We start from the raw sequence: 24,709 nt of genomic DNA, 5'->3' as shown, positions 1-24,709 counted from the left end.
GATTATCGAGACGAAAACATAGAAAAAGCTCCCGTAGCCTGAAAGGATATGTACTTCTCTCCTAACCGAGACTCGCTATGCCTATAAAATGGAAGAAGAATCGAAGATTAAGACCTCAAGTTATTTTAAACAAACTTGAAAGCATGCGAGTTAAATCTGAAGACCAATCTATTTTTTATTCTGGCTTCGAGATTGAAAATATACTTCCGGCCTTGCACTCCATGCTCGATTTGCCTGTTGTATCCTCCGAAATCGATACATATAGCTTGATCTGGGAAGGTCTAGCCAAGTCAACATCAAAAAGCCTCACGACCGATGGCTTTCTTGAAATTTTAAATCGCCTTCTCTCCGACAAGCTATCAAAAAAAGATGAGATTTACCATTTTTTATCTACTGTTTCGGTGTCGCATGTAAATTCATTAAGAAGCATAGAGTGCCTGGGTAATAGAATATATTTTTCTAAGAAGATATTTCCTAAAAATTTCCTGAAAACACGAAATTTACAAATTGAAGACTGGGGTGACGTCGCAGAAAAAACGCCTAGTAATTATCAAAACCTGACAATACAAGTCAGAGCGAAAAATCCAGAAGCAGCATTTAGTAAATCTTTTCGCTCGATCGATTTGCTGAGAGCTTTATGGTGTTCACAGCTCAATCCGCAACTAAAGATTAGCTTTGGACACGTAGCGTACGAGCCCATCAATGTAATTCGCATGGGCAGCATTCATACACTTCACCGGCCTGATGGAAGCTCGGCAGTTGACGGTATTTGGTTCGATCCAATTTTTACGAAAGCCCGACCATTTGAATTTCTTGACCCAGTAAAGCTGCATTCAAATTGTAATAAAGCGCTGCGGCAGATTGCGAAATGTGCATATCGCGAGGCGATAATCTCAGCGCTGATCAGATTTGCTCGCGCACTAGACGAACGCGATCCAAATACGGCGTTCCTAAAGCTCTGGGGCGCCTTCGAATCGCTTTCATCAACCGCAAATGCCGACTACGAGAGATTAGTAAATCAGTGCGCATTTTTGTTTAGCGATCGTGACTATCACTTGCAAATGCTCGAACATTTGCGTCTTTACAGAAACTCTACAGTCCATGTCGGCGAGGAGTCTAGCCGCGCGAGAAATTATTGCTATCAGCTGCAATTTTATTTCATGAGACTTGCTTGGTTTCACATCAACAACGCTTCGAAATTTCGTTCACTCGAAGAATGTAATTTTTTCCTCGAATCCCCAACTGAACGAATTGAGCTGAAGCGCCAAATCCACCTCAGGCGGCAGGCACTTAAGTTTCGATCCTAAGACTCCCTCGGCCAAGCCGGCGATCGGGTAAATCACCGGGCAGGCCGAGGATCGGCATGGCTTCAGAACCGGTACTGGCGGAGTCAGGCATCCATCATTTTGCGGAAGTCCGGCGATGTGCGCTCGGACCCTTCGGGTACAGGTTGTGCAGAAAATTACCGCCGAGCGGCCGGGCAAAGAACGCATCCTCAAGACCGTTGACGATCAGCATCGGCACGCGAACCTGATGCAGTAGGACCTGCAGCGTACTTGCGCCGATGGTCTGTAACTCGGACAGCCGCATGGCAAGCGGCTGCGGCCTACCGTGGTGGCAGCGATGATGACCGGATCGGCATTGGCGAAGTCGACGCGGGCTAACGCGTCGTCGGACGGCGGAAATTTTACTTAGAACTCCGGGCCGCTGCCGCCGGGCCGTCACTGCGCTAGCCGCCGAGCAGGCACTGGGTGACGAACGTCGCCCACGTCCGCGGCTTCGTCAGCAACCAGTACACCGGGACCGTCAACGCGTTCGACTAATGCACACTTGCCGTAGTGGCCTCGATCCCGGGTTGGCGACTACCCGGAAGGCATCGACACCAGCGGCGATGGCCGCTCCATGTACGTCGTGAACTGGGAGAGCAACACGGTGCAGCAGATTGACGCGGCGGCGCTGCGGGTCACCCGCTCGGTCGAGACTGCCGACGGGCCGCGCGGTTTCGGGCGCTTCATCGCGCCCAGCGAGAACCCTTGAAACCGTGGCGGGGATTCAGCTGAATCCCCGTCGTCACGGCTGATAGCGCGTTCAGCGCACCGCCGCCGGATCGAAATGCGGGTTCTCGATGATCGAGAACCGGTTGCCGAACGGGTCCAGCACGTCGGCCACGCGGATGCCGCCGCCGACGTCGTTGACCGGCACCAGCGGGGTCGCACCGATCGACAGCAGGCGGGCGTATTCGGCATCGATATCCGCCGTGCCCCAGATCGCCTGCGTGCCGTCAACGCCGGGCTTCTCGTCCGGGAGCAGCCCGAGCTCGAAGCCGCCAACGCGGAAGCCGACGTAGTACGGCTCGTCGAAGTACGGCGCGGTGCCGAGCACGGCGCTGTAGAACAGCTTGCCGGCCGCCAGATCGGGAACCGGATAGATCGCGGTACGCAGTCCGAGAATCGTCATCGGGATCAGCCTCGTCAGAACCGGCGGGCGCGGAGCCAGGCATCCATCACATTGCGAAAGTCCGGCGCGGTGCGTTCGAGGGTCAGCGCCTGTCCGGCGTTGGCGATGAACGCCACCGTCACGTCCGGGCTGTTCGGATACAGGCGGCGCTGGGCATTGCCGCCGAGCGGCTGGATGAAGAAGGCATCGTCGAGGCCGTTGACGATCAGCACCGGCACGCGGACCTGACGCAGCAGGATCTGCAGTGAATCGAGGCCGATAGTCTGGAACGCGGACAGGGCCTCGCCGCATGGCGAGCGGCCGCGGGCCGCAGTGGCGGCGGCGACGATCGCCGGATCGGCATTGGCGAAGTTGACGCTGGCGAAGGCCTCGTCTGACGGCGGGAAGTTCACGTAGAACCTCGGACCGCTGCCGCCGGGGCCGTCACTGGGCTCGCCGCCGAGCAGGCACCGGCTGAAGAACGGCGCCGATTGCAGCGCGAACGCCGGCTTGAAGGCGCCCGCGAAGTCGGCGAACGAGGTGACGATTAGCGCGTCGGCGTTCGGTGCCAGCGGTGCGGAATACGAGTAGACGGTCGGCTGCGAGACCAGGGCCGCGGCCTGATTCGACGCCAGCGCGACCTGCGCGAAGGTCGGCACCGTCGTCCGGCCGACGACCGTGTAGCGCCCGGTCTTCAGCGCGCCGATGATCTGGTTGGCCACGCTGGCTTCCGAGCCGTAGCAATTCAGCAGACCCGGCGTCCGGTCGCTGGCACCGTAGCCGAGCTGGTCATAGACCAGCGAGGTATGGCCGCGCTGCGCCATCAGCGTGGCGTAGTCGTACTCGGGCTGGGACTGGAAATGCCAGTAGAACTCGCCCCAGCCGATGCCGTGCAGGTAGGTCGTGACGCTGCGCGGAAACGGGTTGCGGAGATCCGCCGCAGGGCCGACGAGATGACCACGAACGGTGTAGGTCTTGCCGTCGGCGAGGCACGGAACGTTGGAGTCGTTGCGATTGACCACCCGGAACGACACCGGCAGCGACTCCACCGCGTTCGGCGATGGCACCGTCGTCTGCGCGGCCGCCGGGTTCGCGATCACCGCCGTGGCCAGCAATCCGAGCGCGGCCGACAACCGGGGCAGCGCCGTCAACCAGGTGGTCTGCCGCCGACGGTGGAACGGGTCTCGTCCAAACATGGTGTCTCTCTCCCTGAACGCGGTTGCCTGAATGGTCCCGGTGGTCCGGGTGGCTTTTCGATGGAACGCCCGACGGCCATAGGCAGTCTCTAGCCGACGTTCGCTTCGTCATAGCCTACGCCGGTCCTCCGCCGCCGGATGCGCCGCCGGTGCCGCAAACGTCGCGTGCTAGCATTTCCAGCCATCGCCTTCCCCCACCGCCACGAGCCGTCCGCAGGCATGCCCGACCCGCAACTCGAAACCGCCGGCAGCTTGGCCGCGCCGGTCAGCGAACATCCCGGCGACAGCGCCGACGAACCTCCGCAATGCCGGAAGGCGATGCTGCCGTGAGCGGCCTCGTCGTCGTCGATCAGCTGTCCGACTGGCCGGTGGAAATCCCCGGCGTCGAAGTCGTCACCGCGTGGAAGTACCTGACGCAGGACGAATTCACCCGCATCCGCGGCGCCCGCGTCTACAACCTGTGCCGCACCTTCAGCTATCAGACCACCGGCTACTACGTGTCGCTGCTGGCGGGCGCGCGCGGTCACCGCATCCTGCCGGACATCACGACCGTCCAGGATCTGAAGCTCGCCGAATCGCCGAGCGTGCTGAACGACGAGATCGAGGAGCTGATGCAGAAGAGCCTCGCCCGGCTCGGCTCCAGCGAATACGTGCTGAACGTCTACTTCGGCGATTCGCCGTACATCCGCCACGAGAAGCTGGCGCGGGCGCTGTTCAACCTGTTCCCGGCGCCGCTGCTGCAGGCCAAGTTCGTCTGGCGCGGCGACGAATGGCGCGTCGACACGCTCGGCCCGATCGCCCTCGGCGAAGTGCCGGCCAGCCACCACGAATTCCTGTACCAGACCGCGCGCGACTACTTCACGCGCCGCCGAAGCCCGCGCAAGAAGCGCGATTCCACCCGCTACGACCTCGCGATCCTGATCAACGAGGACGAGAAGGAACCGCCGTCGAACGCCCGGGCGCTGAAGGCTTTCGAGAAGGCGGCGGAAGACCTCGGCTTCTCGGTCGATTTCCTCGACAAGGGCGACTACGGCCACGTCGCCGAGTACGACGCGCTGTTCATCCGCGAAACCACGGCGGTCAACCACCACACCTACCGCTTCGCCCGCCGCGCCGCGCGCGAAGGCCTGATCGTGGTCGACGCGCCGGAATCGATCCTGCGCGCCGCCAACAAGGTGTTCCTCGCGCAACTGATGGAGCGGCACCGCATTCCGCAACCGAAAACCGTGCTGCTGCACCGAGCGAACCTCGATGAAGTGGTGCGCGAGTTGGGCTTTCCGATGGTGCTGAAACAGCCGGATTCGCAGTTCAGCAAGGGCGTGATCAAGGTCGAGAACGCCATCGAGTTCAAGCGCGAAACGCGCGATTTCCTCGAACGCTCGGACCTGATCGTGGCCCAGGCCTTCGAGCCCACGGAATACGACTGGCGCGTCGGCGTGCTCGACGGCCAGCCGCTGTACGCCTGCCGCTACTTCATGGCCAAGCAGCACTGGCAGGTGGTCAAGCGCGACGCCAAGGGTGCGAAGAGCGAAGGCGACCACGAGACGCTCGACGTCGCCAATGTTCCGAAGCAGGTGCTCAGCGTGGCCGTGCAGGCCGCGCGCGCGGTCGGCGACGGCCTCTACGGCGTCGATCTCAAGCAGTTCGGCAACGTGGTCAAGGTCATCGAAGTCAACGACAACCCGAACATCGACTTCGGCGTCGAAGACCTCGTGCTGAAGGATGCGATCTACCGCCGCATCATCGAATACTTCGTCAAGAAGCTCGACGCCCAGACGCGGATGCGCGAGTCGAGCTGACGCGGCATCGCCGGAGGATGGTCATGGTTCGTGCGTGGTCGATGCTGACGATCCTGACGGCCAGTGTCTGCGCAAGCTCGGCGCACGCCGCTCCGAGCCTGCCCGCCGGTGAGTACACCGCGAGCGGCGGCTGGGGCGCGCTGACCCTCGCGCCGGTCACCGCCGATGTCGGCAGCCAGGCATTCACGATTGAAACGATCGGCAGCAACGCCCACACCTGTTCGCTCGAAGGCCGCATCGTGGATCGGCAGGCGATCCTGGTCGAAGACCGTGACGCTGACGAGGCCGATGATGCACCGCGCTGCGTGATCGATTTCAAGCTCGTCGGCGCGGACATTGCCGTGTCGTCGCCGACCCTCGATGCCTGCAGCAGCCATTGCGGCGCCCGCGCCGGCTTCGACTACACCTACCGCCGACCATCAGCCGCGTGCACCGAGCGCCAGCGCACGGCGCGACGAGAAGCCTTTGCGAAGCGCTACCGCGCCCGCGACTACGCGCAGGCGCTGGTGCTGCTGCAGCGCTTCGATCAGGACTGCGGCGACCTGCTGTTCTGGATGGAACGCGATCGGGTGCGCAACGACCTCGCGATCACGCAGTATCACCTCGGACGGAAGGCCGATTGCCTGAAGACCCTCGTCGCGACCCGCGCCGGCAGCGTTGCCGATGCCGCAGCACTCGAAGAGGCCCTGCCGCCGACCGATTTCGACAGCTACCTGCCAACGGCCAAGGCGGTCTGGTTCAATCGACGACAGTGCCAGCAGGCAGGGCGTTGACGCCGCGGCGATCGACCCTGCCCATCCCGATCAACGGATCGCTGGCTTTTCGGAGACTGCCCCATGCCGCAGCATGACGAACGCATCGATCGCTACATCGCCGCCGCCGCGCCGTTCGCGCAGCCGATCCTGAACCACCTGCGCGCGCAGGTGCATGCGGCCTGTCCGGGCGTGGTCGAGACCATCAAGTGGGGCATGCCGTTCTTCGAGCATTACGGTGTGCTGTGCCACATGGCGGCGTTCAAGGCGCATTGCGGGTTCGGCTTCTGGAAGCATCGGCTGACAGCCGACAAGGCCCCGCCACCGACCGGGGATGCGATGGGCGAATTCGGGCGGATCACGCAGTTGGCGGACTTGCCGTCAGACGCCGAACTGCAGGCGCTGATCGCGAAGGCCGCGGCGATGAATCAGGCCGGCGGCAAGCCGAAAGCGGCCGTACCGCGCGTGGCCAAACCGGCGCTGGCGATGCCACCGACGTTCGCGGCCGCGCTTGCCGGCCACGCGGCCGCCGCCGCGCAGTTCCAGGCGTTCACGCCGGGCAAGCAGCGCGAGTATCTCGAATGGATCATCGAGGCGAAGACCGACGCGACGCGGGACAAGCGCATTGCGCAGGCCATCGACTGGATTGCCGACGGCAAGGCGCGCCACTGGAAGTACGAAGCGCGCTGAACGCAGGGGTGGGACATCGACGCGTGACGACGCGCCGAGCGCATCACTTTTTCTTCGACGACCCGCGCAGTTCGTCGATCGCGCGCTCGACTGCGGCCTTGATGCTCGCGGCGGTGCCGCCCTTGCCGGCTTCGCGGGCAATGACGTCCTCGACCTTGCGCAGCACGGTATCGACGGTCGCGCCCTTGAAGCCGTTGGCGACGGTCGGGCCGTTGTCTGCAGAACCCGCGGCAGCCGCTTCACCGTCGTCCGGATTCGATGAACCGGTGGCGTGATAGCCGCCGATGGCGCCGTAGATGTTGATCCGCTCCTCGGCTTCGCGGCCGATCTTCAGCGCCTCGTAGAACGCGGAATTCTCGTGCGCCGGCTTGGCCAGCACATCGTAGAGCGCGGCAACGATCGTCACCGGGGACAGCACGAAGTTCACGAGATTGCCGAGGAACAGCTTCAGCTGGAACACGAGGACATCGCGCACGAACGGCCAGCGGCTGGTGGCCGGCGTGGCGGATCGCTGATCGCTGGAAGGGGGCTGGTTCATGGCGGAAGTCTAGCCCGAGTCGAACGGCGATCACGCTGCACTCGACGTTCGCGGCAGCCGCCGCCCGCGCAGCAGCAGCACCGCCGCCGGCAGCACGAACAGCGACAGCAGCGGTGCCGAGATCATGCCGCCGACCATCGGTGCTGCGATCCGGCGCATCACTTCGGCGCCGGTGCCGCCCCCGAACAGGATCGGCAACAGGCCGGCGACGATCACCGCCACCGTCATCGCCTTCGGCCGCACTCGCAGCACGGCACCCTCTTCAATCGCGTCGATCAGGCTCGCGCGCGTCAGCGCAGCGCCCCGCTTGGCGATCGCCTGATCGAGATACAGCAGCATGATCACGCCGAACTCTGCCGCGACGCCGGCCAGCGCGATGAAGCCGACGGCGGACGCGATCGACAGGTTGTGGCCAAGCGCCAGCAGCAGCCAGAGCCCGCCGATCAGCGCGAACGGCAAGGTCGCCATGATCAGCAGTGCCGGCGTGAACGCGCGGAACGTCAGGTACAGCAGGATCAGGATGATGAACAGCGTGAACGGCACGACGAGCTGCAGGCGCTTCGACGCGCGTTCGAGATACTCGAACTGCCCGCTCCAGGTCACCGAATAGCCGGGCGGCAGCGTCACGCGGGCGGCGACCTGCGCCTGCGCTTCGCGCACGTAGCCGCCCAGATCGCGGCCGCCGATGCCGCCGGCGATGTCGACATAGACCCAGCCGTTCAGACGCGCGTTCTCGCTTTTGAGCTGCGGCGGGCCATCGCTGATCGCGATCTCGGCGACCTCCCCGAGCGTGATCGTGGCGCCACCGGCCGTGACGATCGGCAGCACGCGGAGGCTGGCCACGGAATCGCGCAGTTCGCGCGGATAGCGCAGGTTGATCGGGAAGCGCTGCCGGCCTTCGATGGTCTCGCCGATGTTCTCGCCGCCGATCGCGAGGCTGACCACCTGCTGCACGTCGGCGATGCTCAGGCCGTAGCGCGCCGCCTTCGCGCGGTCCGGCCGCACATCGACATAACGGCCGCCACGCACGCGTTCGGCATAGGCCGAGCGCGTGCCGGGCACGTCCTTCAGCACGGTCTCGATCTCGGTGCCGATCTGCTCGATCACCTTCAGATCGGCCCCGGCGATCTTCACGCCGACCGGGCTCTTGATGCCGGTGGACAGCATGTCGATGCGGTTGCGGATCGGCTGCACCCAGAGGTTGGCGAGCCCCGGAATGTTCAGCGCGGCGTTCAGCTCGTCGATCAGCGCATCCTGCGACTTGCCCTGATCCGGCCAGGCCGAACGCGGCTTGAAGCGGATCGTGGTCTCGAACATTTCGAGCCCGGCGGGATCGGTCGCGGACTCGGCACGGCCGGCCTTGCCGAACACGCGCTCGACTTCCGGGAACTGCATGATCAGCCGGTCCGTCTGCTGCATCAGCTGCGAGGCCTTGTCGGCGGAGAGCCCGGGCAAGGCCGACGGCATGTACAGCAGATCGCCCTCGACCAGCGGCGGCATGAACTCGGTGCCGAGCTTCGCCAATGGCATGATCGCCGACGCCAGCAACAGGGCCGACAGCGTCAGCGTCACTTTCGGAAAGCGCAGCACTGCCCGCAGCGCCGGCCGGTACAGCGCAATCAGCGCACGGCTCAGCGGGTTCTGCTGCTCATCCGGAATGTGGCCGCGGATGAAGTACAGCATCAGCACCGGAATCAGCGTGATCGACAAGCCGGCTGCAGCGGCCATCGCATAGGTCTTGGTCAGCGCCAGCGGTCCGAACAGCTTGCCTTCCTGCGCTTCGAGCGTGAACACCGGCACGAAGCTCAGGGTGATGATCAGCAGGCAGAAGAACAGCGCCGGGCCGACTTCCGCGGCCGATTCGGTGATGACGCGCAAGCGCTCGGCAAAAGGCAGCTCGCCACGCCTCACCCCTCCCGCCTCACGCCTCACAGCTTCCAGATGCTTGTGCGCGTTCTCGATCATCACCACGGCCGCGTCGACCATCGCGCCGATCGCGATCGCGATGCCGCCGAGCGACATGATGTTGGCATTGACGCCCTGCGCCCTCATCACCGCGAACGCCGCGACGATGCCGAGCGGCAGGCTGACGATGGCGACGAACGCCGAGCGCAGATGGAACAGGAACAGCGCGCAGACCACGGCGACGATGATCATTTCCTCGATCAGCCGTGCCTTCAGCGTGCCGACGGCGTTCAGGATCAGTTCCGAGCGATCGTAGGTCGGCACCACTTCGACGCCGGCCGGCAGGCCCGGCTTCAGCGCGTCGAGTTTCGCGCGCACGGCGCGGATCGTGGCCAGTGCGTTCTCGCCGGACCGCATGACGATGATGCCGCCGACCGCTTCGCCGCTGCCGTCGAGTTCCGAAACGCCGCGGCGCAGTTCGGGCCCGATCTGCACGCGGGCGACATCGCCCAGCAGCACCGGCACGCCGTTCGGCCCGAGCTTGATCGGCACGGCGCGGAAGTCGTCGAGCGACTGGAGATAGCCGCTGGCGCGCACCGCGTATTCGACTTCGCCCAACTCCAGCACCGAGCCGCCCGCCTCGTTGTTGCTGGCCTTGATGGCGTCGACCACGGCGGCGATCGGGATGTTCAGCGCCCGCAGCCGGTCCGGATCGAGCACGATCTGATACTGCTTGACCAGGCCGCCGACGCTGGCGACTTCGGCGACGTTCGGCACGCTCTTCAGCTCGAACTTCAGGAACCAGTCCTGGATCGCGCGCAGCTGCGAGATGTCCAGACGATGGCTGCGATCGACCAGCGCGTATTCGTAGATCCAGCCCACGCCGGTGGCATCGGGGCCAAGCGTCGGCTTCGCGGCCGGCGGCAGGCGTCCGCTGACCTGGTTCAGATACTCGAGCACGCGCGAACGCGCCCAGTAGAGATCGGTGTGATCGTCGAAGATCACATAGACGAACGAATCGCCGAACATCGAATAGCCGCGCACGGTGCGCGCGCCGGGCACCGACAGCATGGTCGTCGTCAGCGGATAGGTGACCTGATCCTCGACCACCTGCGGCGCCTGCCCCGGCCAGCTGGTGCGGATGATGACCTGCGTGTCCGAAAGGTCCGGGATCGCGTCGAGTGGCGTCGCGCGCACCGCATGCACGCCCCACAGCGCGAGCAGCGCGGTGACCATCAGCACCAGCGCACGGTTCGCGATCGATCCTCGGATGATCGCGGCGATCATGGCGCGTGGCCCTGATGCCCGGCGTGGCCGTCATGCCCGGCATGCGGATCATCGGCGTCGGTCGTGGCACCGGCTGCGGGCGCTTCCGGCGCCACCGCCGACAGCCGATCCAGCGCGCCGCGCAGACTGGCTTCCGAATCGATCAGGAACTGGCCGCTGGCGACCACCTGCTGGCCGTCGCTCAGGCCGTCGAGCACTTCGATCCGATCCCCCACTTCCGCCCCGAGCCGCACCAGCACCGGCGTGAAGCGCGACGACTCGTCGGCGATCAGCACGACACTGCGCGTGCCGGTGCGGATCACCGCCTCGGTCGGCACGGTCAGCGCCGGCGCGCGCGCGGCACCGGCCAGCTGCACGCTGGCGTACAGGCCCGGCCGCAGGCGGCGGCTGCGGTTGTCCAGCGCGATGCGCAGGCGCAAGGTGCGGGTGCTGCCGCCGACTTCGGGGTACAGGTATTCGACCGTGCCGTCGAAGCGTTCGCCCGGCAGCGCCGAGAGGCTGGCCTGCGCGGCATCGCCGGGCTGGATCCAGGCGCCCTGCGCTTCCGGCACCTCGGCGTTGAGCCAGACGCGGTCGAGCCCGGCGATCTGGAACAGCGTCATGCCCGGCGACACCATCGCGCCTTGCCGCACGCCCAGTTCCATCACATAGCCATCGCGCGGGGCGAAGTAGTCGACGCGGCGCTCGGCCACGCCGGTTGTCGCGATGCGCGCGATCTGGGCTTCGCCGACGCCGAACAGCGCCAGCCGCGTGCGCGCCGCGTCTTTCAGCGCCGCATCGCCCGAGCGCAGCGCCAGCAGGAATTCGGATTGCGCGGCGAACAGTTCCGGCGTGTTGATCGATGCCAGCAACTGCCCGCGCGTCACCGGATCGCCGACCGCGCGCACGTTGAGCTTTTCGACCCAGCCGGCCACGCGGACCTGCTGCGCCTCGATGCCATGCTCGTCCACCGCGATTGCCCCCGCTGCCTGCACCTGCTGCGACAGCGCGCGCCGCTCGACCGTCGCCAGCCGAACGCCGAGGTTCTGCACCACGCGCGGATCGATCCGGAAGCTGTCGCCCGTGGCAGCCGCCGCTTCGGATACCGCCACCGATGCAGCGGCGGCCTCGTCATCGGCGTACTTCGGCACCAGCTGCATGTCCATGAATGGCGACTTGCCCGGCTTGTCGAACTTCTGGTCCGGCACCATCGGGTCGTACCAGTACAAGGGCTCGCGTTCGGCGGGCGTCGCGGCAGCCTCCGCGGCCGTCGCGGCCGGTGCGGCCTCGTCGTCGGCGTACTTCGGCACCAGCTGCATGTCCATGAACGGCGACTTGCCCGGCTTGTCGAACTTCTGGTCCGGCACCATCGGGTCGTACCAGTACAGCGGCTGACGCTCGGCAACGACGGGCGGCGTCGATGGGCCGCGGGTGAACCACCAGGCGGCGGACAGCGCGATGGCGAGCAGGGCCACGCCAGTCAGGATTCGGGATGGGTTCATCACTTCGCTCCATCGGCGGATACGCCGAGGTAACGCAGCGCCAGCGCGTGGCGGCTGCGGTCGGTTTCGAGATCGAGACGGCGCAGGCGCGTCGTCAGCAGGGATTGCCGGGCGTCGAGGACGGCGGCGAGCGTGCCCTGCCCGCCAGCCCAGGCGAGGCGCGCGGCTCCGATGCGGGCCTCGGCTTCCGGCAGGATCACCGAGTCGAAGCTCGCCAGCCGTCGGCCCAGCAGCACCCAGTCCCCATGGTTCAGCCGGGCGTCGGCGGCATGCTCGCGAAAGCTGTCTTCGCGCAGCGCTTCGGCCCGTTCCAGTTCGGCGCGGCGCGCCAGCAGGCTGCGGTCCTGCCGGTTGGCGGTGAACACCGGCAGATCGATGCCGACCTGCAGGTTCACGTAATCGCTGAACGCCGGTCGATGGCCGTAGCCGATTTCGATACTGAAATCCGGGCGATAGGCCTGCTTCGCCAGCGCCACGTCGGCTTCGGCGACGGTGACTTCGGCATCGGCGATGTTGACGTGCGGATGCGTGCGCAGCCCGGTCAGCAACTCGGGCAGCGGTGGTGGATCGGCGATGTCCGGCGCACCCGGCGCCAGCGGCCGATACGCGACATCGCCGAGCCAGCGCGACAGGGCGGCGCGGGCATGCGCTTCGTCCTGTTCGAGCTTGGCGCGATCATCGCGCAGCAGTTCCAGCGCCACGCTCGCGGCGCGCACATCGGCCTGCGCGCTGCGCCCGCTGGCGTACGCGATCCGCACGGCATCGAGCTGCAGCGATGCCTCGTGCTCGGCCTGACGTGCCAGCGACTGCGCCTGCACCGCTTTCCAGACATCGAGCCAGGCGAGGCCGACATCCCGCTCGAGCGTGAGCCGGTCAGTCAGCAGCCGCCGCGCGGCCAGCGCCGCCTCGGCATCGGCGCGCTCGCCGCGCAGCCGGCGCTTGTCGCCCCGCGGAAATGCCTGCGCGATGCCGACGGTGAATTGCGTGTCGGTCTGGCGGCGCAAGGTGCCGACATCCGGCCCGGTGATGGTCAGGTCGGTCACGCCGCCCTTGAGCGTCGGGTCCGGCAACTGCCGGGCGGCAACCGCAGCCGCGCGAAGCGCGTCGACCGCATGGCCTTGCGCTTCGATCGCCGGCTGAGCACGTGCCGCCAGCCTGCGGGCGACATCGAGCGTCAACGGCTCGCTGGCGGCTTCGTCAGCAGCAGACGCTGCAACGGAAACGTCGGGTGCATCGGGTGCAGCCATCGCCGGTGACGCACGCCACGCCAGCCCGACACACAGGGCAGCGATGGCGCGCGCGCGGCGCAACGCGGGGGAAATCGACATGGAAACGGCTCCGCAACGACATCACGGCGCACCGGCATCAGGGCCGGCGCGGCATCAGCGTCAGATGGCGGGTGCCGCGATGGGAGGTCGGAACGGATGGGGCGGCGGCGCCGCGGCCGGGGCTGAAGCCGGCATCGACGCATGCAGGCTGGCCTGCGGCAGCAGCGCCAGATCGAGCAGCGGCATCGGCAGCATCGCCGCACCGCAGGCGGCCGCACACAGGCAGTGGCCGCTCGTGTCACAGCATGCCATCGACGTCGCAGCCTTCGCCGGAAGCGGGTCCGGCGCTGCGTCGTGATGGCGCATGCCCGGCATGTCATGGCACGGCATCGCCATGGCTGCCGGGACTTCCGATGGAGCTGCGATCGCCGCCGGGGGACTGATCGCCAGTGCCATGGACGGCGCCATCGCAGCCGACACCGCGCCCTGCCACAGCAGGGCAAGCACGGTCAGCAGCGAAAGGGCGCGTTGGCGGATCATTGGCTGTCGGACAGACCGGGCGGCGCGGCGGAAAGTTCAGCAGGCGTCCCGCCGGCGTCGCGATGAGCCGCCGATCAGACCGTCTTGATCAGCAGGTTGACGATCTTGCGCATCTTGTCGGTGTACGGCGGGAAGAACATCTTCGCCAGCATGATGCGCGTGCGGACGACCGAGCGGGCGTGCGAGAAATCCTGGAAGCCGTAGTGACCGTGCGCGCGGCCGATGCCGGAATTGTTGACGCCGCCGAACGGCAGGTTGCCGTGCAGGAAGTGGACGACCGTGTGGTTGATGCAGGTGCCACCGGCCGAGGTCTGCTTCAGCAGCTTGTCGATGTTCGCCTCGTTCTTGCTCCAGATGTAGAGCGCCAGCGGCTTCGGATCGGCGTTGATGCGGGCGATCACGTCGTCGACGTTGTTGAACGCGATGATCGGGAGCAGCGGCCCGAAGATTTCCTCGGACATGATCTTGGCATCGGCCGGGATGTTCTCGATCAGGGTCGGGGCGATGTAGCAGTCGGACTCGTCGACCGATCCGCCCGTGAGCACCTTGGCCCCCTTGGCGGTGGCATCGTCGAGCAGGCTCTTGATGCGGCCGGTGTGGCGCTGGTTGACGATGCGGGCCAGGAACGGGCTCTTCTGCTGGGCGGCGGCATCGGCGCCGTAGGTGGCATCGAGCACGGTCTTGCACTCGCGCACGAACTGGTCCTTGACCGAGGCGTGCACGAACACGTGGTCCGGCGCGATGCAGGTCTGGCCGTTGTTGGTGAACTTGCCCCACAGGATGTTCTGCGCGGCGACCTTCAGATCGGCCGTGGCGTCGATGATCGTCGGGCTCTTGCCGCCCAGTTCGAGCGTGACGCTGGTCAGGTGCTTGGCGGCCGCGGCCATCACCACCTTGCCGATCGCCGCCGAGCCGGTGAAGAAGATGTGGTCGAACGGCAGCGACAGCAGGGTGGTCGACACCGCGGCGTCGCCTTCGAAGATCGCCACCTCGTCCGGCGTGAAGGTCTTGCCGATGATCTTGGTCATCAGCGCCGCGCAGTGCGGCGTCATTTCCGACGGCTTCAGGATCGCCGTGTTGCCGGCGGCGATGGCGCTGATCAGCGGGCAGAACGTCAGGTTCACCGGGTAGTTCCACGGCGAGATGATCAGGGTGCGGCCCTTCGGCTCGTACTGCACCCAGGCCTTCAGGCCGAGCGTCGCGCGCGACGGCCAGACCTGCGTCGGCTTCATCCAGCTCTTGAGCTTGCGGATGGCGTCGTTCGCTTCGGCGATGACCGGCAGCAGCTCGGTCAGTTCGACTTCGGCCGGCGGCTTCTTGAAGTCGGCGTAGCCGGCGGCGAGCAGTTCCTCGCGATGCGCGAGCAGTGCGTTCTTCAGCTTCTTGATCTTGTCGAGGCGCTCTTGGAGCGTCGAGGTGCGCAGCCGCAGCGCCGTCGCGCGCTGGCCGTCGAACACGCGATGGATATCGGCTTCGAGGCTCTGGCCCTGGCTCTGGGCGGCATAGGCGGACGGCAGATAGGAAACGACAGTGCTCATCGGGACAACCTCCAGAACTCGACGCCGACCCGCTGAAAATCGTGCGCAACTCGGTTGCGGCACGATTTAGTGGCGTTGCATTAATTGAACGGGTGTTTGAGCTTAGGTAAAAACCGGATGACGCGCCAGCCGGTTTTCGTCACTGGCAGCACCGGAATGGCCCAGCCTTGACCGAAATCGTGCGGATTTCGCCGGAATTCCGCCGAAATCGCTCAGGCCAGCGGCGGCTGCACCGGAATTTCGATGTGGAATGCGGTCCCCGGCCCCGGCTCGGCCGCCTGCGCCCAGATCCGGCCGCCACGACGCTCGACGATCTTCTTGCAGATCGGCAGCCCGATGCCGGTGCCGGCGTACTCGGTCGCGTGATGCAGGCGCTGGAAGATCGTGAACACGCGCTCGGCATGTTCGGGCGGAATGCCGATGCCGTTGTCCTCGACCACGATCCGCCACGTGCTGTCGTGGCGCGCTGCGCGAACGCGCACGACCGGCGGCACGTCCTTGCGCCGGAACTTCACGCCGTTGTCGATCAGGTTCTGGAACAGCAGGGTCATCTGCGTGCGGTCGGCCAGCACGTCCGGCAGCGCGTCGGCGATGACCTCGGCACCGGCCGCTTCCGGCCCGAGCTTCAGCGTCTCGCAGACCGATTCGACCACCGCCTGCAGGTTGACCGCGGTCGGCTGCAGGTTGCTGCGGCTGACGCGCGAGAACGCCAGCAGATCCTGGATCAGCGCGTGCAGGCGCTTGGTGCCGTCCTCGATGAACTGCAGGAACTCCTGACTTTCGGCATCCAGCGTGTCGGCATTGCGCCGGACCAGCAGCTGCGAGAAGCCGGAAATAGTCCGCAGCGGCGCTTGCAGATCGTGCGACGCCACGTACGCGAACTGTTCGAGATCACCGTTGGAGCGGACCAGTGCCGCGGCCTGCTCGCGCAGCGTGTTCTCGATCTCGCGCCGCATGCCGACCTCGCGCTCGAGTTCGGCATTGCGCTGATACAGCTCGAGGCTCTTCTGCTCCAGCAGTTCCTCGGCCGCACGGCGCGCCGCCTTCTCGCGCGCCAGCTCGCGGCGCAGCAGGTCTTCCGGACTCGCGCTCATGCCGGGCGACGGGTCATCGTGAAGCGCGCCGCCGTGCCGCGGCCGTCGGACTGATCCTCGACCGCCAGATCGATCGGCTCGCCGTAGTGGCGGATCGTGGCGCGGATCAGGCCTTCGGCGAACACCGACATCGGCCGCGGCGAGCGGTAGTCCATCACCAGGACCTGCGTGTCGTGCTGCGGATAGCTGAAGCTCGGGAATTCCGCATCCGGATACAGCTTGCGGACCTCGACGTGGATGTAGCTTTCGATCCGGCCGAGAAAATCGAAGCAGGACGTCGCCCGTTCGATCATCGGCCGATAGCGCCGCAGGAACAGTTCGAACACGGCGTCGGCGTACTCGGCCATCAAGGCTGGCATCGGCACGCCGGTGCGCTCGGACAGTGCCGCCGCCAGCCGCAGCAGTTCGCGGTGATCGTAGCTGCCCACCGAGGTGTAGGCGCCGGCATTCGGCAGTGCCGCTTGCTCGATCAGGGCGTCCTTCATCGCCAGCCCGTGACGGGCTTCGACCATGTCGAGAAACTCGGTGAACATCATCCCTTTCATCGCCGGATTCTCGCATCAAAGAATCGCGGCGCATCGCGGTGTCCGGCGCCTTCGGACGGACGGAGGCGGCGAGCGGTCTCGACGATCCCAAGTCGCGGCGGCGCGCCGGTGCGGCCTTCGCGCAGAGCGCGCGGCGTTAGCGGATGATCAGCGGCGCGTCCGGCATCTCGTTGCCGACATCCGGCCGCTCCGTCGGATGTCGCGCGAGGATTTCGGCCACGGTCTGCACGCCGGCGATCGCGCCGGCAGCGAAGTTGCCGCGGCGGAACTGCTCGCGCATGCGGTCGCAAGCGACCTGCCATTCCGCCGGCGAAACCTGTCGATCGCCGACGGCGCGGTCGGCCACGATCTCGACCGCATGATCGGCGAACAGCACGTAGATCAGCACGCCATTGTTGTTTTCGGTATCCCAGACCCGGAGGCGCGAGAACAGATCGACCGCGCGTTCGCGCGGTGTCAGCCCGGCCAGTAGTTCGCGCGGCTCCAGCGAGGCCTCGATGACGAAGCGGATCTCGCCCGGGTGCTGCGTTTCGCAGGCGCGCACGGCATCGGTGATCTGGTTGACCACCGCCAGCGGGAACGCGCGACGCACGGTCAGCGGGCCGGTGAACAGGTGCCGGAACGCGCGCGCGATCGGATGGGTCGACAAGCTCATCGTGTCACCAGTCTCCCGAGGCGCCACCGCCACCAAAGCTGCCGCCGCCGCCGCTGAAGCCGCCGCCACCGCCGCCGAAGCTGCCGCCGCCGAAGCTGCCACCACCGAACCCGCCGCCGCCGAAGCCACCGCCGCGGCCATTGCTGCTGTAGGCGATGCCCGCGAAGATCGCGCCGATGACGCCGATCACCAGTCCTGCGATCAGCGACGCGAGCAGGATCGCAGCAATCACGCCGATGATGCCGCCGACGCCGAGGGCGGCGATGCCGGTGCCGAGCATCCGCTTGACGATGCCCATGACCGCCCAGACCGCGAAGAACGCGACGAACAGCAGTTCGAGCGGCGGTGACTTGGCATGGCCGCTGGCGCCGGGCCGCTGCTTCGGCGGCGGCAGTGCCTCGCCATCGGCCACGGCGATCAGGCGATCGACCCCGGCCGCGATGCCGCCGGGATAGTCGCCGCTGCGGAACCGCGGGGCGATGTCTTCACGAATGATGCGCTTGGCAATCGCATCCGGCAGCGCGCCTTCGAGCCCGTAGCCGACCTCGATGCGCAGCTTCCGGTCGTCCTTCGCCACGATCAGGACCGCGCCGTCGTCGACGCCCTTGCGGCCGAGCTTCCAGGCTTCGGCCACCCGGATGCCGTATTGCTCGATGGTTTCCGGCTCGGTCGTCGGCACGACCAGCACCGCGATCTGCGTGCCCTTGCGCGCTTCGAACGCCGCAAGCTTCGCCTCGAGCGCCGACTGATCGGCAGGCGACAGCGTGGCGGTGAGGTCGGTGACGCGCGCGACCGGCGGTACGGGTACCTCGGCCTGCGCGCTGCCGATCGCCAGCAGCAGCGTCATCAGCAGCGCCGGCCAGTCTCGCGCAGCCGTCCGCAGCAGTCGCGGGAACCTGGCGTTCATCGCTTGACGAAGCGTGTGGGGCCGAGGTGGCCGTTAGATTCGGTTACGGAACCGGAGCGGGGGCCGGTGCGGGCGCAGCGGGGGCCGGCGCATTGAAGTCGACCTTCGGCGCGCTGGAGATCGCCTTTTCGTTCTCGACCTCGAAGCTCGGCTTGGTCTTGGCGCCGGTCACCATCGCGGTCAGGTTCGACGGGAAGCTGCGCACGGTGATGTTGTACGCGGCCACCGAATCGATATAGCGCTTGCGGGCGACGGTGATGCGGTTTTCGGTGCCTTCCAGCTGAGCCTGCAGGTCGCGGAACAGGCCGTCGGACTTGAGCTGCGGATAGTTTTCGGTGACGACCAGCAGTCGCGACAGCGCACCGCTCAGCTCGCCCTGCGCTTCGGTGAATTTCTTGAACGCAGCGGGATCATTCAGCAGTTCCGGCGTGGCATTGATGCCGCCGACCTTCGAGCGCGCTTCGGTGACACCGAGTAGCACATCCTTTTCCTGTTCGGCGAAACCCTTGACCGTCGACACCAGATTCGGCACCAGATCGGCACGGCGCTGGTACTGGTTCAGCACCTCGGCCCAGGCCGACTTGATCGCCTCGTCCTGCGACTGCAGCGTGTTGTAGCCGCAGCCAGACAGCAGCAGGGTCGCAAACAAGGTCAGGGCAGCAAGAATTCGGGACATCGGCAATCTCCGGGCACTGGGCAGGGTCGCGGTTGCTCCGCCTGAGTAAGGCTGGGGTCGAGTCTGCGGGATTCCAAGACCCGGCCGATTGCCGGAGATGCAGCACGCAGCGAACAGCACGTCCGCGGCGCGCGAAAAGCCAGGGCGAACGCCATGCCGTGAACGCGATGCGTTCCTGGCGGTCCGGAACGGCTAGTTCGAGCGTCTCGCCATGAAGGCGATACGCTCGCGGCAGTCTGGAACGGCTAGTTCGAGCGTCTCGCCATGAAGGCGATACGCTCGAACAGGTGCACATCCTGCTCGTTCTTCAGCAGCGCGCCGTACAGCGGCGGCAGCGTCTTCTTGGCGCTGGTTTCGCGCAGCGTGGCCGGGTCGATGTCCTCGGCCATCAGCAGCTTCAGCCAGTCGATCAGTTCCGAGGTGCTCGGCTTCTTCTTCAGGCCGGGCAGCTCGCGCAGGCCGAAGAACACTTCCATCGCTTCCTTCAGCAGGTTCTTCTTGATGTCCGGATGGTGCACGTCGACGATCTTCTGCATCGTCTCCTTGTCCGGGAAGCGGATGTAGTGGAAGAAGCAGCGGCGCAGGAAGGCGTCCGGCAGTTCCTTCTCGTTGTTCGAGGTGATGATGATCACGGGCCGGTTCTTCGCCTTGACCAGCTGCTTGGTCTCGTAGACATAGAACTCCATCTGGTCGAGTTCCCTGAGCAGGTCGTTCGGGAATTCGATGTCGGCCTTGTCGATCTCGTCGATCAGCAGCAGCGGGCGGACCTCGGAGTCGAAGCACTCCCAGAGCTTGCCCTTGACGATGTAGTTGCCGATGTCCTTGACCTTGCCGTCGCCGAGCTGGGAATCGCGCAGGCGCGACACCGCGTCGTACTCGTACAGGCCCTGCTGGGCCTTGGTCGTCGACTTCACATGCCACTCGAAGTACGGCATGCCGAGCGCCTGCGCCACTTCCATCGCCAGCCGAGTCTTGCCGGTGCCCGGTTCGCCCTTGACCAGCAGCGGCCGCTGCAGAGTGACCGCCGCGTTGACGGCAAGGGTCAGGTCATCGGTTGCGACATAGTCGCGGGTGCCGGCAAAACGCATGAGGGGTCTCGGTCGATAAAGGCGGTCCGGCAAGTTTAGCCGATGCCCTCGCGACATCGCCGATTGCCAGCAGCGGTTTGCTACGATGGCCGCTAACCCGAACCACGCCGCCCTGCGTTGCGGCAGGAAGACCTGACATGCCGAAGATGACGTCCACGATGAAAACGCTGATCCTGGCGGCGCTGCTCGTTCCGTTCCTGAGCCTTGCGCAGAACCCGCCGGGCGGGAATGCGTCGCGGATCAAGAAGAAGGAAAAGCCGGCGGTCGAAGCGCCGGAACAGCTGCCGGAAGTCACCTACACGCCGTTCACGCCGCTGACGCCCGAAGCCGAGCCCGCCGCCCCGTCCTGTGAAGCGCCCCCGGTGATCAAGGCTTTCGCTTCGCAGATCCAAGCCGATCAGTTCAACGACGCGTTTAGCAACTATCAGGCGTGCATGAAGGACTACGTGACGGTGCACACGGCGGCTGCCAATGCGCATGCCGCTGTTGCCAACAAGGCGGTCGCCGAAGCGAATGCCTACATCTCGGAGCTCAATTCGAGGCTCGCGAAGGACCAGGACAAGGACAAGAAGTAGTCCGCAGCGCGTGCGGCATGAAAGGCGGCGACACGGGTCGCCGCCTTTGCTTCAAGGGCCGTGCGCGTGCAGTCAATCGTTGGCGCGAGCTTCCAGCGCCGCGACGGCCGGGAGGGTCTTGCCTTCGAGGAACTCCAGGAAGGCGCCACCAGCCGTCGAGATGTAGCCGACCTGCTCCCCGATCTCGAACTTGGCAATGGCCGCCACGGTGTCACCGCCACCGGCGATCGACATCGCCGACGACTTCGCGATCGCCGCCGCCAGCACCTGGGTGCCGTTGGCGAACTGATCGAACTCGAACACACCGAGCGGGCCATTCCAGACGATGGTGCCGGCACTGACCATGATGTCGGCCAGCAAACCCGCGGTGTCGGGGCCGATGTCGAGGATCATGTCGTCCGCGGCGACATCCGCAGCTCGCTTAACCGTGGCTTCGGCGGTCGGCGAAAACGCCTTGGCGGTGACCACATCGGTCGGAATCGGCACTGACGCGCCGCGCGCCTTCAGCTTGTCGATGATGCGCTTCGCTTCCGGCACCAGATCCGGCTCGGCCAGCGACTTGCCGATCGGCAGGCCCGCGGCGAGCAGGAACGTGTTGGCGATGCCGCCGCCGACCACCAGCTGATCGACCTTGTCGGCCAGCGCGTCGAGGATCGTCAGCTTGGTCGACACTTTCGAGCCGCCGACGATCGCCACCAGCGGCCGCTTCGGATTGCCGAGCGCAGCCCCGAGCGCTTCCAGTTCCGCCGCGACCAGCGGGCCGGCGCAGGCAATCTTCGCCTTCATGGCCAGTGCATGGGTCGTCGCTTCGGCGCGGTGAGCGGTGCCGAATGCGTCGTTGACATAGACATCGCAGAGCTTCGCCATCTTCTCCGCGAGTTCGTCGCTGTTCTTCTTCTCGCCCTTGTTGCAGCGGCAGTTCTCGAGCAGCACGACCTCGCCCGGAGCGACGCTGAAGCCGCCATCAACCCAGTTCTGGATCAGCTTGACCGGCTGGCCCAGCAGTTCGCTCATGCGCGCCGCGATCGGCGCCAGCGAATCGGCCGGCTTGAACTCGCCCTCGGTCGGACGGCCCAGATGCGAAGTCACCATCACGGCCGCACCTTTCGACAGGGCCAGCCGGATGCCCGGAATCGACGCACGGATGCGCGTGTCCTCGGTGATGTTGCCGGCTTCATCCTGCGGCACGTTGAGGTCGGCGCGGATGAACACGCGCTGGTGATTCAGATCGAGGTCGGCGAGCTTCTTGATTTTCATGATCGGCATCCTGAGTCGGCAAAGGGAAAGGAAGCGCACCAAAAGAAAAGGGAACCGGAAATCGTGTCGACGATTCCCGATTCCCTGTCGCGTTCCCGTGGGGGTGAGGCCGGCGCTTACTTCGACGCGACCACGCGCACCATTTCAAGGCACTTGTTCGAATAGCCCCACTCGTTGTCGTACCAGCTGACGAGCTTCACGAACGTCGGGTCGAGCGCGATGCTGGCTTCGGCGTCGAACACCGAGGTGCAGGTCTCGCCGCGGAAGTCGGTCGCCACGACCTTGTCTTCGGTATAGCCGAGGATGCCCTTCAACGCGCCCTGGCTCTGCGCCTTCATTTCGGCGCAGATCTCGGCCATCGTCGCCGGCGTGTTCAGTTCGGCAGTCAGGTCGACGACCGACACGTCCGAGGTCGGCACGCGGAAGGCCATGCCGGTCAGCTTCTTGTTCAGTTCCGGAATGACGACGCCGACGGCCTTGGCGGCGCCGGTCGACGACGGAATGATGTTTTCGAGAATGCCGCGGCCGCCGCGCCAGTCCTTGTTGCTCGGGCCGTCGACGGTCTTCTGCGTCGCGGTGGCGGCATGCACGGTGGTCATCAGGCCACGCTTGATGCCCCACTTGTCGTGGATGACCTTGGCCAGCGGCGCCAGACAGTTGGTGGTGCACGAGGCATTCGAGATCACGGCCTGACCGGCGTAGGTCTGGTGGTTCACGCCGTAGACGAACATCGGCGTGTCGTCCTTCGACGGCGCCGACAGCACGACCTTCTTCGCGCCGGCATCGAGATGCTTCTGCGCGGTGACCTTGTCGAGGAACAGACCGGTCGATTCGATGACGACTTCGGCGCCGACGTCGGCCCACTTCAGGTTGGCCGGGTCGCGCTCCTGCGTCAGACGGATCTTCTTGCCGTTGACGAGCAGTGCGCCGTCCTGAATGGCGATCTCGCCCTTGAAACGGCCATGGACGGAGTCATAGGCCAGCATGTAGGCGAGGTAATCGGGCTCGAGCAGATCGTTGATCGCGACGATTTCGATGTCGTCGCCGAAATTCTGCACGGCGGCGCGCAGCACGTTGCGGCCAATGCGTCCGAAACCGTTGATGCCAACTTTGACTGCCATGTTATTCCTCAAGTCGATCAATCGCCGTGGAGAAGGGTGCGCCAGCGGCTCGCGCCTCCGGAATCCGTTCGGGAACGCCGGGGCCGCGCATTTTATCCCAGACAAAAAAAAGCGGGGCTGATCCGATCAGCCCCGCTTTCTGCTTTCAAAAGCCGTCAATTTCGGCGATCTGCAGCCGATGAGACTGCAAGTCGCCAAATCACATCAACCACCCAGCGAGAAGTTGATCGGCAGTTCGACGAGGAACCCGGTGAACTCCGGACCGACGGAGGCCGGCACCGGCGGGAACTTGCCGATGCGACGGAACACGTCCTTGGCTTCGCGATCGAGATCGACATAGCCCGACTTCTGGATGATCGTCACTTCCAGAATCTCGCCATCGCGGGCGATGCGAACGCGCAGCTTGGCCACGCCCTCTTCCTCGTTGCGCAAGGACTTGGCGGGGTACTGAACGGTCTGCTGGATGACGTTCTGCAGCGTGTTGTAGTACGACGACGGCACGCCGGTACCGACGACGCGAGCCGGCGGCGCGGGTGGCGCAGGCGGAGCGGGCGGCGGAGACGGCGGCACCGTCGGCACATCCACGGCATCCGGTGCGTTGGTCGTCGGCGCCTCGATCGGCGGCGGCGACGGAGTCGGCGTCGGGACGATCTTCGGCGGATCCTTCGGTGGCGGCGTCGGCGGCGGCGGAGGTGGCGGTGGTGGCGGTGGTGGTGGCGGCGGTGGCGGAGCCAGTTCGACGATGACCGGAGTCTTTTTGGGCTGCGGTGCCAGGTTGGCTTGTGGCCGCACCAGCTGGATCAGGAACAGGATCAGCGTGCCGTGGAAGATGATCGAGACAACGAGCCCGGTACTCCAGGTTCGCTTGCCTTTCTTCTTTGGATTGCTCACGTAGGTATAGCTCCAGCCCGCATCACTGCTGGGCTTCGGCCATCAACGAAACCTTGTAGAACCCCGAGGCGCCCACGAGACTGATGAGGTCGACCACCTTGCCGTATTCAACGCCCTTGTCGGAGCGGATATAGACCAGGTTGTCCGCCTGCTTCACCGAAATGGCGCGCAAGGCTTCACCGAGTTGATCGAAAGGCACCTGCTGGGTCAGCGGGCCATTGTTGATGAAGTACTCGTCCGACGTATCGATCGAGATGATGAGGGGGTCACGCGGCTTGCCCATCTCGTCGAGAGAGGCTTTCGGCAGCGTGATCGGCAATTGCGGCAGCATCAGGGGCGCCGTGACCATGAAGATGATCAGCAGCACCAGCATCACGTCGACCATCGGCGTGATGTTGATTTCGGCGACCGTGGGCAGTTCGCCCTCTTCGCCGCCGCCACCCGTGGCCTTGACGTTAAGTCCCATGACG

General features: G+C 65.4%; 25 protein-coding genes. 6 read left to right on the top strand and 19 right to left on the bottom strand.

All coding sequences use genetic code 11. From position 1 onward, the window contains the following. Window positions 1-77 precede the first annotated feature (77 nt). The gene (locus tag QZ951_RS17815) at window positions 78-1,307 is read left to right on the top strand and encodes a HEPN domain-containing protein (protein ID WP_293003024.1); all 1,230 of its coding nucleotides are present in this window, start codon (window positions 78-80) and stop codon (window positions 1,305-1,307) included. A 94-nt stretch (window positions 1,308-1,401) separates the two neighbouring features. On the opposite strand, the gene QZ951_RS17810 is transcribed toward QZ951_RS17815, so the two are convergent. Beyond that, window positions 1,402-1,590, bottom strand: a complete 189-nt coding sequence (locus tag QZ951_RS17810) for a hypothetical protein (RefSeq protein ID WP_293003023.1) — start codon at window positions 1,588-1,590, stop codon at window positions 1,402-1,404. Window positions 1,591-1,902: 312 nt separating this feature from the next. Here QZ951_RS17810 and QZ951_RS17805 point away from each other — a divergent pair, with 312 nt between their 5' ends. Further along, window positions 1,903-2,037: a hypothetical protein gene (locus QZ951_RS17805; protein ID WP_293003022.1), complete on the top strand. Its 135-nt coding sequence runs from the start codon at window positions 1,903-1,905 to the stop codon at window positions 2,035-2,037. A gap of 51 nt (window positions 2,038-2,088) precedes the next feature. On the opposite strand, the gene QZ951_RS17800 is transcribed toward QZ951_RS17805, so the two are convergent. Beyond that, window positions 2,089-2,457 carry a VOC family protein gene (locus QZ951_RS17800; protein ID WP_293003021.1) on the bottom strand — a complete coding sequence of 123 codons (369 nt, stop codon included), beginning with the start codon at window positions 2,455-2,457 and terminating at the stop codon, window positions 2,089-2,091. A 14-nt stretch (window positions 2,458-2,471) separates the two neighbouring features. Beyond that, on the bottom strand, window positions 2,472-3,632 hold the full coding sequence (locus QZ951_RS17795; RefSeq protein ID WP_293003020.1) for an alpha/beta hydrolase: 1,161 nt from the start codon (window positions 3,630-3,632) through the stop codon (window positions 2,472-2,474). 326 nt (window positions 3,633-3,958) lie between these two features. On the opposite strand from QZ951_RS17795, the gene QZ951_RS17790 reads away from it, so the two are divergent. The 3 genes from QZ951_RS17790 (at window position 3,959) to QZ951_RS17780 (ending at window position 6,873) form a co-directional block, all read left to right on the top strand. Next, window positions 3,959-5,431: a RimK family protein gene (locus tag QZ951_RS17790; protein ID WP_293003019.1), complete on the top strand. Its 1,473-nt coding sequence runs from the start codon at window positions 3,959-3,961 to the stop codon at window positions 5,429-5,431. A gap of 23 nt (window positions 5,432-5,454) precedes the next feature. Beyond that, window positions 5,455-6,204, top strand: coding sequence for a hypothetical protein (locus tag QZ951_RS17785; protein WP_293003018.1), 750 nt, complete (start codon window positions 5,455-5,457; stop codon window positions 6,202-6,204). Window positions 6,205-6,267: 63 nt separating this feature from the next. Continuing rightward, complete coding sequence (locus tag QZ951_RS17780; protein ID WP_293003017.1) at window positions 6,268-6,873, top strand: YdeI/OmpD-associated family protein; 606 nt, start codon at window positions 6,268-6,270, stop codon at window positions 6,871-6,873. A 43-nt stretch (window positions 6,874-6,916) separates the two neighbouring features. On the opposite strand, the gene QZ951_RS17775 is transcribed toward QZ951_RS17780, so the two are convergent. The 12 genes from QZ951_RS17775 to QZ951_RS17720 all read right to left on the bottom strand — a co-directional run bounded on the left by QZ951_RS17775 (window position 6,917) and on the right by QZ951_RS17720 (window position 20,395). Next, a complete protein-coding gene (locus QZ951_RS17775; RefSeq protein WP_293003016.1) occupies window positions 6,917-7,411 on the bottom strand; it encodes a hypothetical protein in 495 nt (164 codons plus the stop codon). Window positions 7,412-7,441: 30 nt separating this feature from the next. Further along, complete coding sequence (locus QZ951_RS17770; protein ID WP_293003015.1) at window positions 7,442-10,603, bottom strand: CusA/CzcA family heavy metal efflux RND transporter; 3,162 nt, start codon at window positions 10,601-10,603, stop codon at window positions 7,442-7,444. After that, the gene (locus QZ951_RS17765) at window positions 10,600-12,084 is read right to left on the bottom strand and encodes an efflux RND transporter periplasmic adaptor subunit (RefSeq protein WP_293003014.1); all 1,485 of its coding nucleotides are present in this window, start codon (window positions 12,082-12,084) and stop codon (window positions 10,600-10,602) included. The genes QZ951_RS17770 and QZ951_RS17765 overlap by 4 nt, the downstream gene beginning before the upstream one ends. Further along, window positions 12,084-13,412: a TolC family protein gene (locus QZ951_RS17760; protein ID WP_293003013.1), complete on the bottom strand. Its 1,329-nt coding sequence runs from the start codon at window positions 13,410-13,412 to the stop codon at window positions 12,084-12,086. The genes QZ951_RS17765 and QZ951_RS17760 overlap by 1 nt, the downstream gene beginning before the upstream one ends. Before the next feature lie 60 nt (window positions 13,413-13,472). After that, complete coding sequence (locus QZ951_RS17755; protein WP_293003012.1) at window positions 13,473-13,892, bottom strand: CopL family metal-binding regulatory protein; 420 nt, start codon at window positions 13,890-13,892, stop codon at window positions 13,473-13,475. 74 nt (window positions 13,893-13,966) lie between these two features. Next, the gene (locus tag QZ951_RS17750) at window positions 13,967-15,430 is read right to left on the bottom strand and encodes an aldehyde dehydrogenase family protein (RefSeq protein ID WP_293003011.1); all 1,464 of its coding nucleotides are present in this window, start codon (window positions 15,428-15,430) and stop codon (window positions 13,967-13,969) included. Between the two features lie 212 nt (window positions 15,431-15,642). Next, complete coding sequence (locus QZ951_RS17745; RefSeq protein ID WP_293003010.1) at window positions 15,643-16,524, bottom strand: ATP-binding protein; 882 nt, start codon at window positions 16,522-16,524, stop codon at window positions 15,643-15,645. Beyond that, a complete protein-coding gene (locus QZ951_RS17740; protein ID WP_293003009.1) occupies window positions 16,521-17,069 on the bottom strand; it encodes a heme NO-binding domain-containing protein in 549 nt (182 codons plus the stop codon). The genes QZ951_RS17745 and QZ951_RS17740 overlap by 4 nt, the downstream gene beginning before the upstream one ends. A 136-nt stretch (window positions 17,070-17,205) precedes the next feature. Next, window positions 17,206-17,724: a TPM domain-containing protein gene (locus tag QZ951_RS17735; RefSeq protein WP_293003008.1), complete on the bottom strand. Its 519-nt coding sequence runs from the start codon at window positions 17,722-17,724 to the stop codon at window positions 17,206-17,208. Between the two features lie 4 nt (window positions 17,725-17,728). After that, on the bottom strand, window positions 17,729-18,631 hold the full coding sequence (locus tag QZ951_RS17730) for a YgcG family protein (protein WP_293003007.1): 903 nt from the start codon (window positions 18,629-18,631) through the stop codon (window positions 17,729-17,731). A gap of 43 nt (window positions 18,632-18,674) precedes the next feature. Further along, on the bottom strand, window positions 18,675-19,307 hold the full coding sequence (locus QZ951_RS17725; RefSeq protein ID WP_293003006.1) for a LemA family protein: 633 nt from the start codon (window positions 19,305-19,307) through the stop codon (window positions 18,675-18,677). A gap of 245 nt (window positions 19,308-19,552) precedes the next feature. Next, on the bottom strand, window positions 19,553-20,395 hold the full coding sequence (locus tag QZ951_RS17720; protein ID WP_293003005.1) for a MoxR family ATPase: 843 nt from the start codon (window positions 20,393-20,395) through the stop codon (window positions 19,553-19,555). 137 nt (window positions 20,396-20,532) lie between these two features. Between QZ951_RS17720 and QZ951_RS17715 the strand changes: the two genes are divergently transcribed. After that, window positions 20,533-20,970 carry a hypothetical protein gene (locus QZ951_RS17715; RefSeq protein WP_293003004.1) on the top strand — a complete coding sequence of 146 codons (438 nt, stop codon included), beginning with the start codon at window positions 20,533-20,535 and terminating at the stop codon, window positions 20,968-20,970. Window positions 20,971-21,042: 72 nt separating this feature from the next. Here the strand turns inward: QZ951_RS17715 and QZ951_RS17710 are convergent, their stop codons facing one another. The 4 genes from QZ951_RS17710 to QZ951_RS17695 all read right to left on the bottom strand — a co-directional run bounded on the left by QZ951_RS17710 (window position 21,043) and on the right by QZ951_RS17695 (window position 24,705). After that, window positions 21,043-22,230 (bottom strand): phosphoglycerate kinase, encoded by a 1,188-nt coding sequence (locus tag QZ951_RS17710; protein WP_366943980.1) that lies wholly within the window; start codon window positions 22,228-22,230, stop codon window positions 21,043-21,045. Window positions 22,231-22,343: 113 nt separating this feature from the next. After that, window positions 22,344-23,348: a type I glyceraldehyde-3-phosphate dehydrogenase gene (gene gap, locus QZ951_RS17705; protein ID WP_293003002.1), complete on the bottom strand. Its 1,005-nt coding sequence runs from the start codon at window positions 23,346-23,348 to the stop codon at window positions 22,344-22,346. A gap of 204 nt (window positions 23,349-23,552) precedes the next feature. Then, window positions 23,553-24,239 (bottom strand): energy transducer TonB, encoded by a 687-nt coding sequence (locus QZ951_RS17700; protein WP_293003001.1) that lies wholly within the window; start codon window positions 24,237-24,239, stop codon window positions 23,553-23,555. A gap of 22 nt (window positions 24,240-24,261) precedes the next feature. Beyond that, window positions 24,262-24,705 (bottom strand): biopolymer transporter ExbD, encoded by a 444-nt coding sequence (locus tag QZ951_RS17695; RefSeq protein WP_293003000.1) that lies wholly within the window; start codon window positions 24,703-24,705, stop codon window positions 24,262-24,264. Window positions 24,706-24,709 lie beyond the last annotated feature (4 nt).

This window comes from Nevskia sp. (assembly GCF_021732705.1).
Taxonomy (GTDB): Bacteria; Pseudomonadota; Gammaproteobacteria; order Nevskiales; family Nevskiaceae; genus Nevskia.
The sequence above is the reverse complement of the archived record's forward strand: the minus strand, read 5'-3'. Positions and strand labels throughout refer to the sequence as shown.

Coding starts and splice junctions, on each gene's coding strand:
- QZ951_RS17730 (WP_293003007.1), bottom strand. CDS start 18,631: ATGAACGCCAGGTTCCCGCGACTGCTGCGGACGGCTGCGCGAGACTGG.
- QZ951_RS17800 (WP_293003021.1), bottom strand. CDS start 2,457: ATGACGATTCTCGGACTGCGTACCGCGATCTATCCGGTTCCCGATCTG.
- QZ951_RS17815 (WP_293003024.1), top strand. CDS start 78: ATGCCTATAAAATGGAAGAAGAATCGAAGATTAAGACCTCAAGTTATT.
- QZ951_RS17745 (WP_293003010.1), bottom strand. CDS start 16,524: ATGAGCGCGAGTCCGGAAGACCTGCTGCGCCGCGAGCTGGCGCGCGAG.
- QZ951_RS17765 (WP_293003014.1), bottom strand. CDS start 12,084: ATGAACCCATCCCGAATCCTGACTGGCGTGGCCCTGCTCGCCATCGCG.
- QZ951_RS17750 (WP_293003011.1), bottom strand. CDS start 15,430: ATGAGCACTGTCGTTTCCTATCTGCCGTCCGCCTATGCCGCCCAGAGC.
- QZ951_RS17780 (WP_293003017.1), top strand. CDS start 6,268: ATGCCGCAGCATGACGAACGCATCGATCGCTACATCGCCGCCGCCGCG.
- QZ951_RS17795 (WP_293003020.1), bottom strand. CDS start 3,632: ATGTTTGGACGAGACCCGTTCCACCGTCGGCGGCAGACCACCTGGTTG.
- gap (WP_293003002.1), bottom strand. CDS start 23,348: ATGGCAGTCAAAGTTGGCATCAACGGTTTCGGACGCATTGGCCGCAAC.
- QZ951_RS17695 (WP_293003000.1), bottom strand. CDS start 24,705: ATGGGACTTAACGTCAAGGCCACGGGTGGCGGCGGCGAAGAGGGCGAA.
- QZ951_RS17785 (WP_293003018.1), top strand. CDS start 5,455: ATGGTTCGTGCGTGGTCGATGCTGACGATCCTGACGGCCAGTGTCTGC.
- QZ951_RS17720 (WP_293003005.1), bottom strand. CDS start 20,395: ATGCGTTTTGCCGGCACCCGCGACTATGTCGCAACCGATGACCTGACC.
- QZ951_RS17725 (WP_293003006.1), bottom strand. CDS start 19,307: ATGTCCCGAATTCTTGCTGCCCTGACCTTGTTTGCGACCCTGCTGCTG.
- QZ951_RS17775 (WP_293003016.1), bottom strand. CDS start 7,411: ATGAACCAGCCCCCTTCCAGCGATCAGCGATCCGCCACGCCGGCCACC.
- QZ951_RS17805 (WP_293003022.1), top strand. CDS start 1,903: ATGTACGTCGTGAACTGGGAGAGCAACACGGTGCAGCAGATTGACGCG.
- QZ951_RS17735 (WP_293003008.1), bottom strand. CDS start 17,724: ATGAGCTTGTCGACCCATCCGATCGCGCGCGCGTTCCGGCACCTGTTC.
- QZ951_RS17755 (WP_293003012.1), bottom strand. CDS start 13,892: ATGATCCGCCAACGCGCCCTTTCGCTGCTGACCGTGCTTGCCCTGCTG.
- QZ951_RS17715 (WP_293003004.1), top strand. CDS start 20,533: ATGCCGAAGATGACGTCCACGATGAAAACGCTGATCCTGGCGGCGCTG.
- QZ951_RS17810 (WP_293003023.1), bottom strand. CDS start 1,590: ATGCGGCTGTCCGAGTTACAGACCATCGGCGCAAGTACGCTGCAGGTC.
- QZ951_RS17760 (WP_293003013.1), bottom strand. CDS start 13,412: ATGTCGATTTCCCCCGCGTTGCGCCGCGCGCGCGCCATCGCTGCCCTG.
- QZ951_RS17740 (WP_293003009.1), bottom strand. CDS start 17,069: ATGAAAGGGATGATGTTCACCGAGTTTCTCGACATGGTCGAAGCCCGT.
- QZ951_RS17770 (WP_293003015.1), bottom strand. CDS start 10,603: ATGATCGCCGCGATCATCCGAGGATCGATCGCGAACCGTGCGCTGGTG.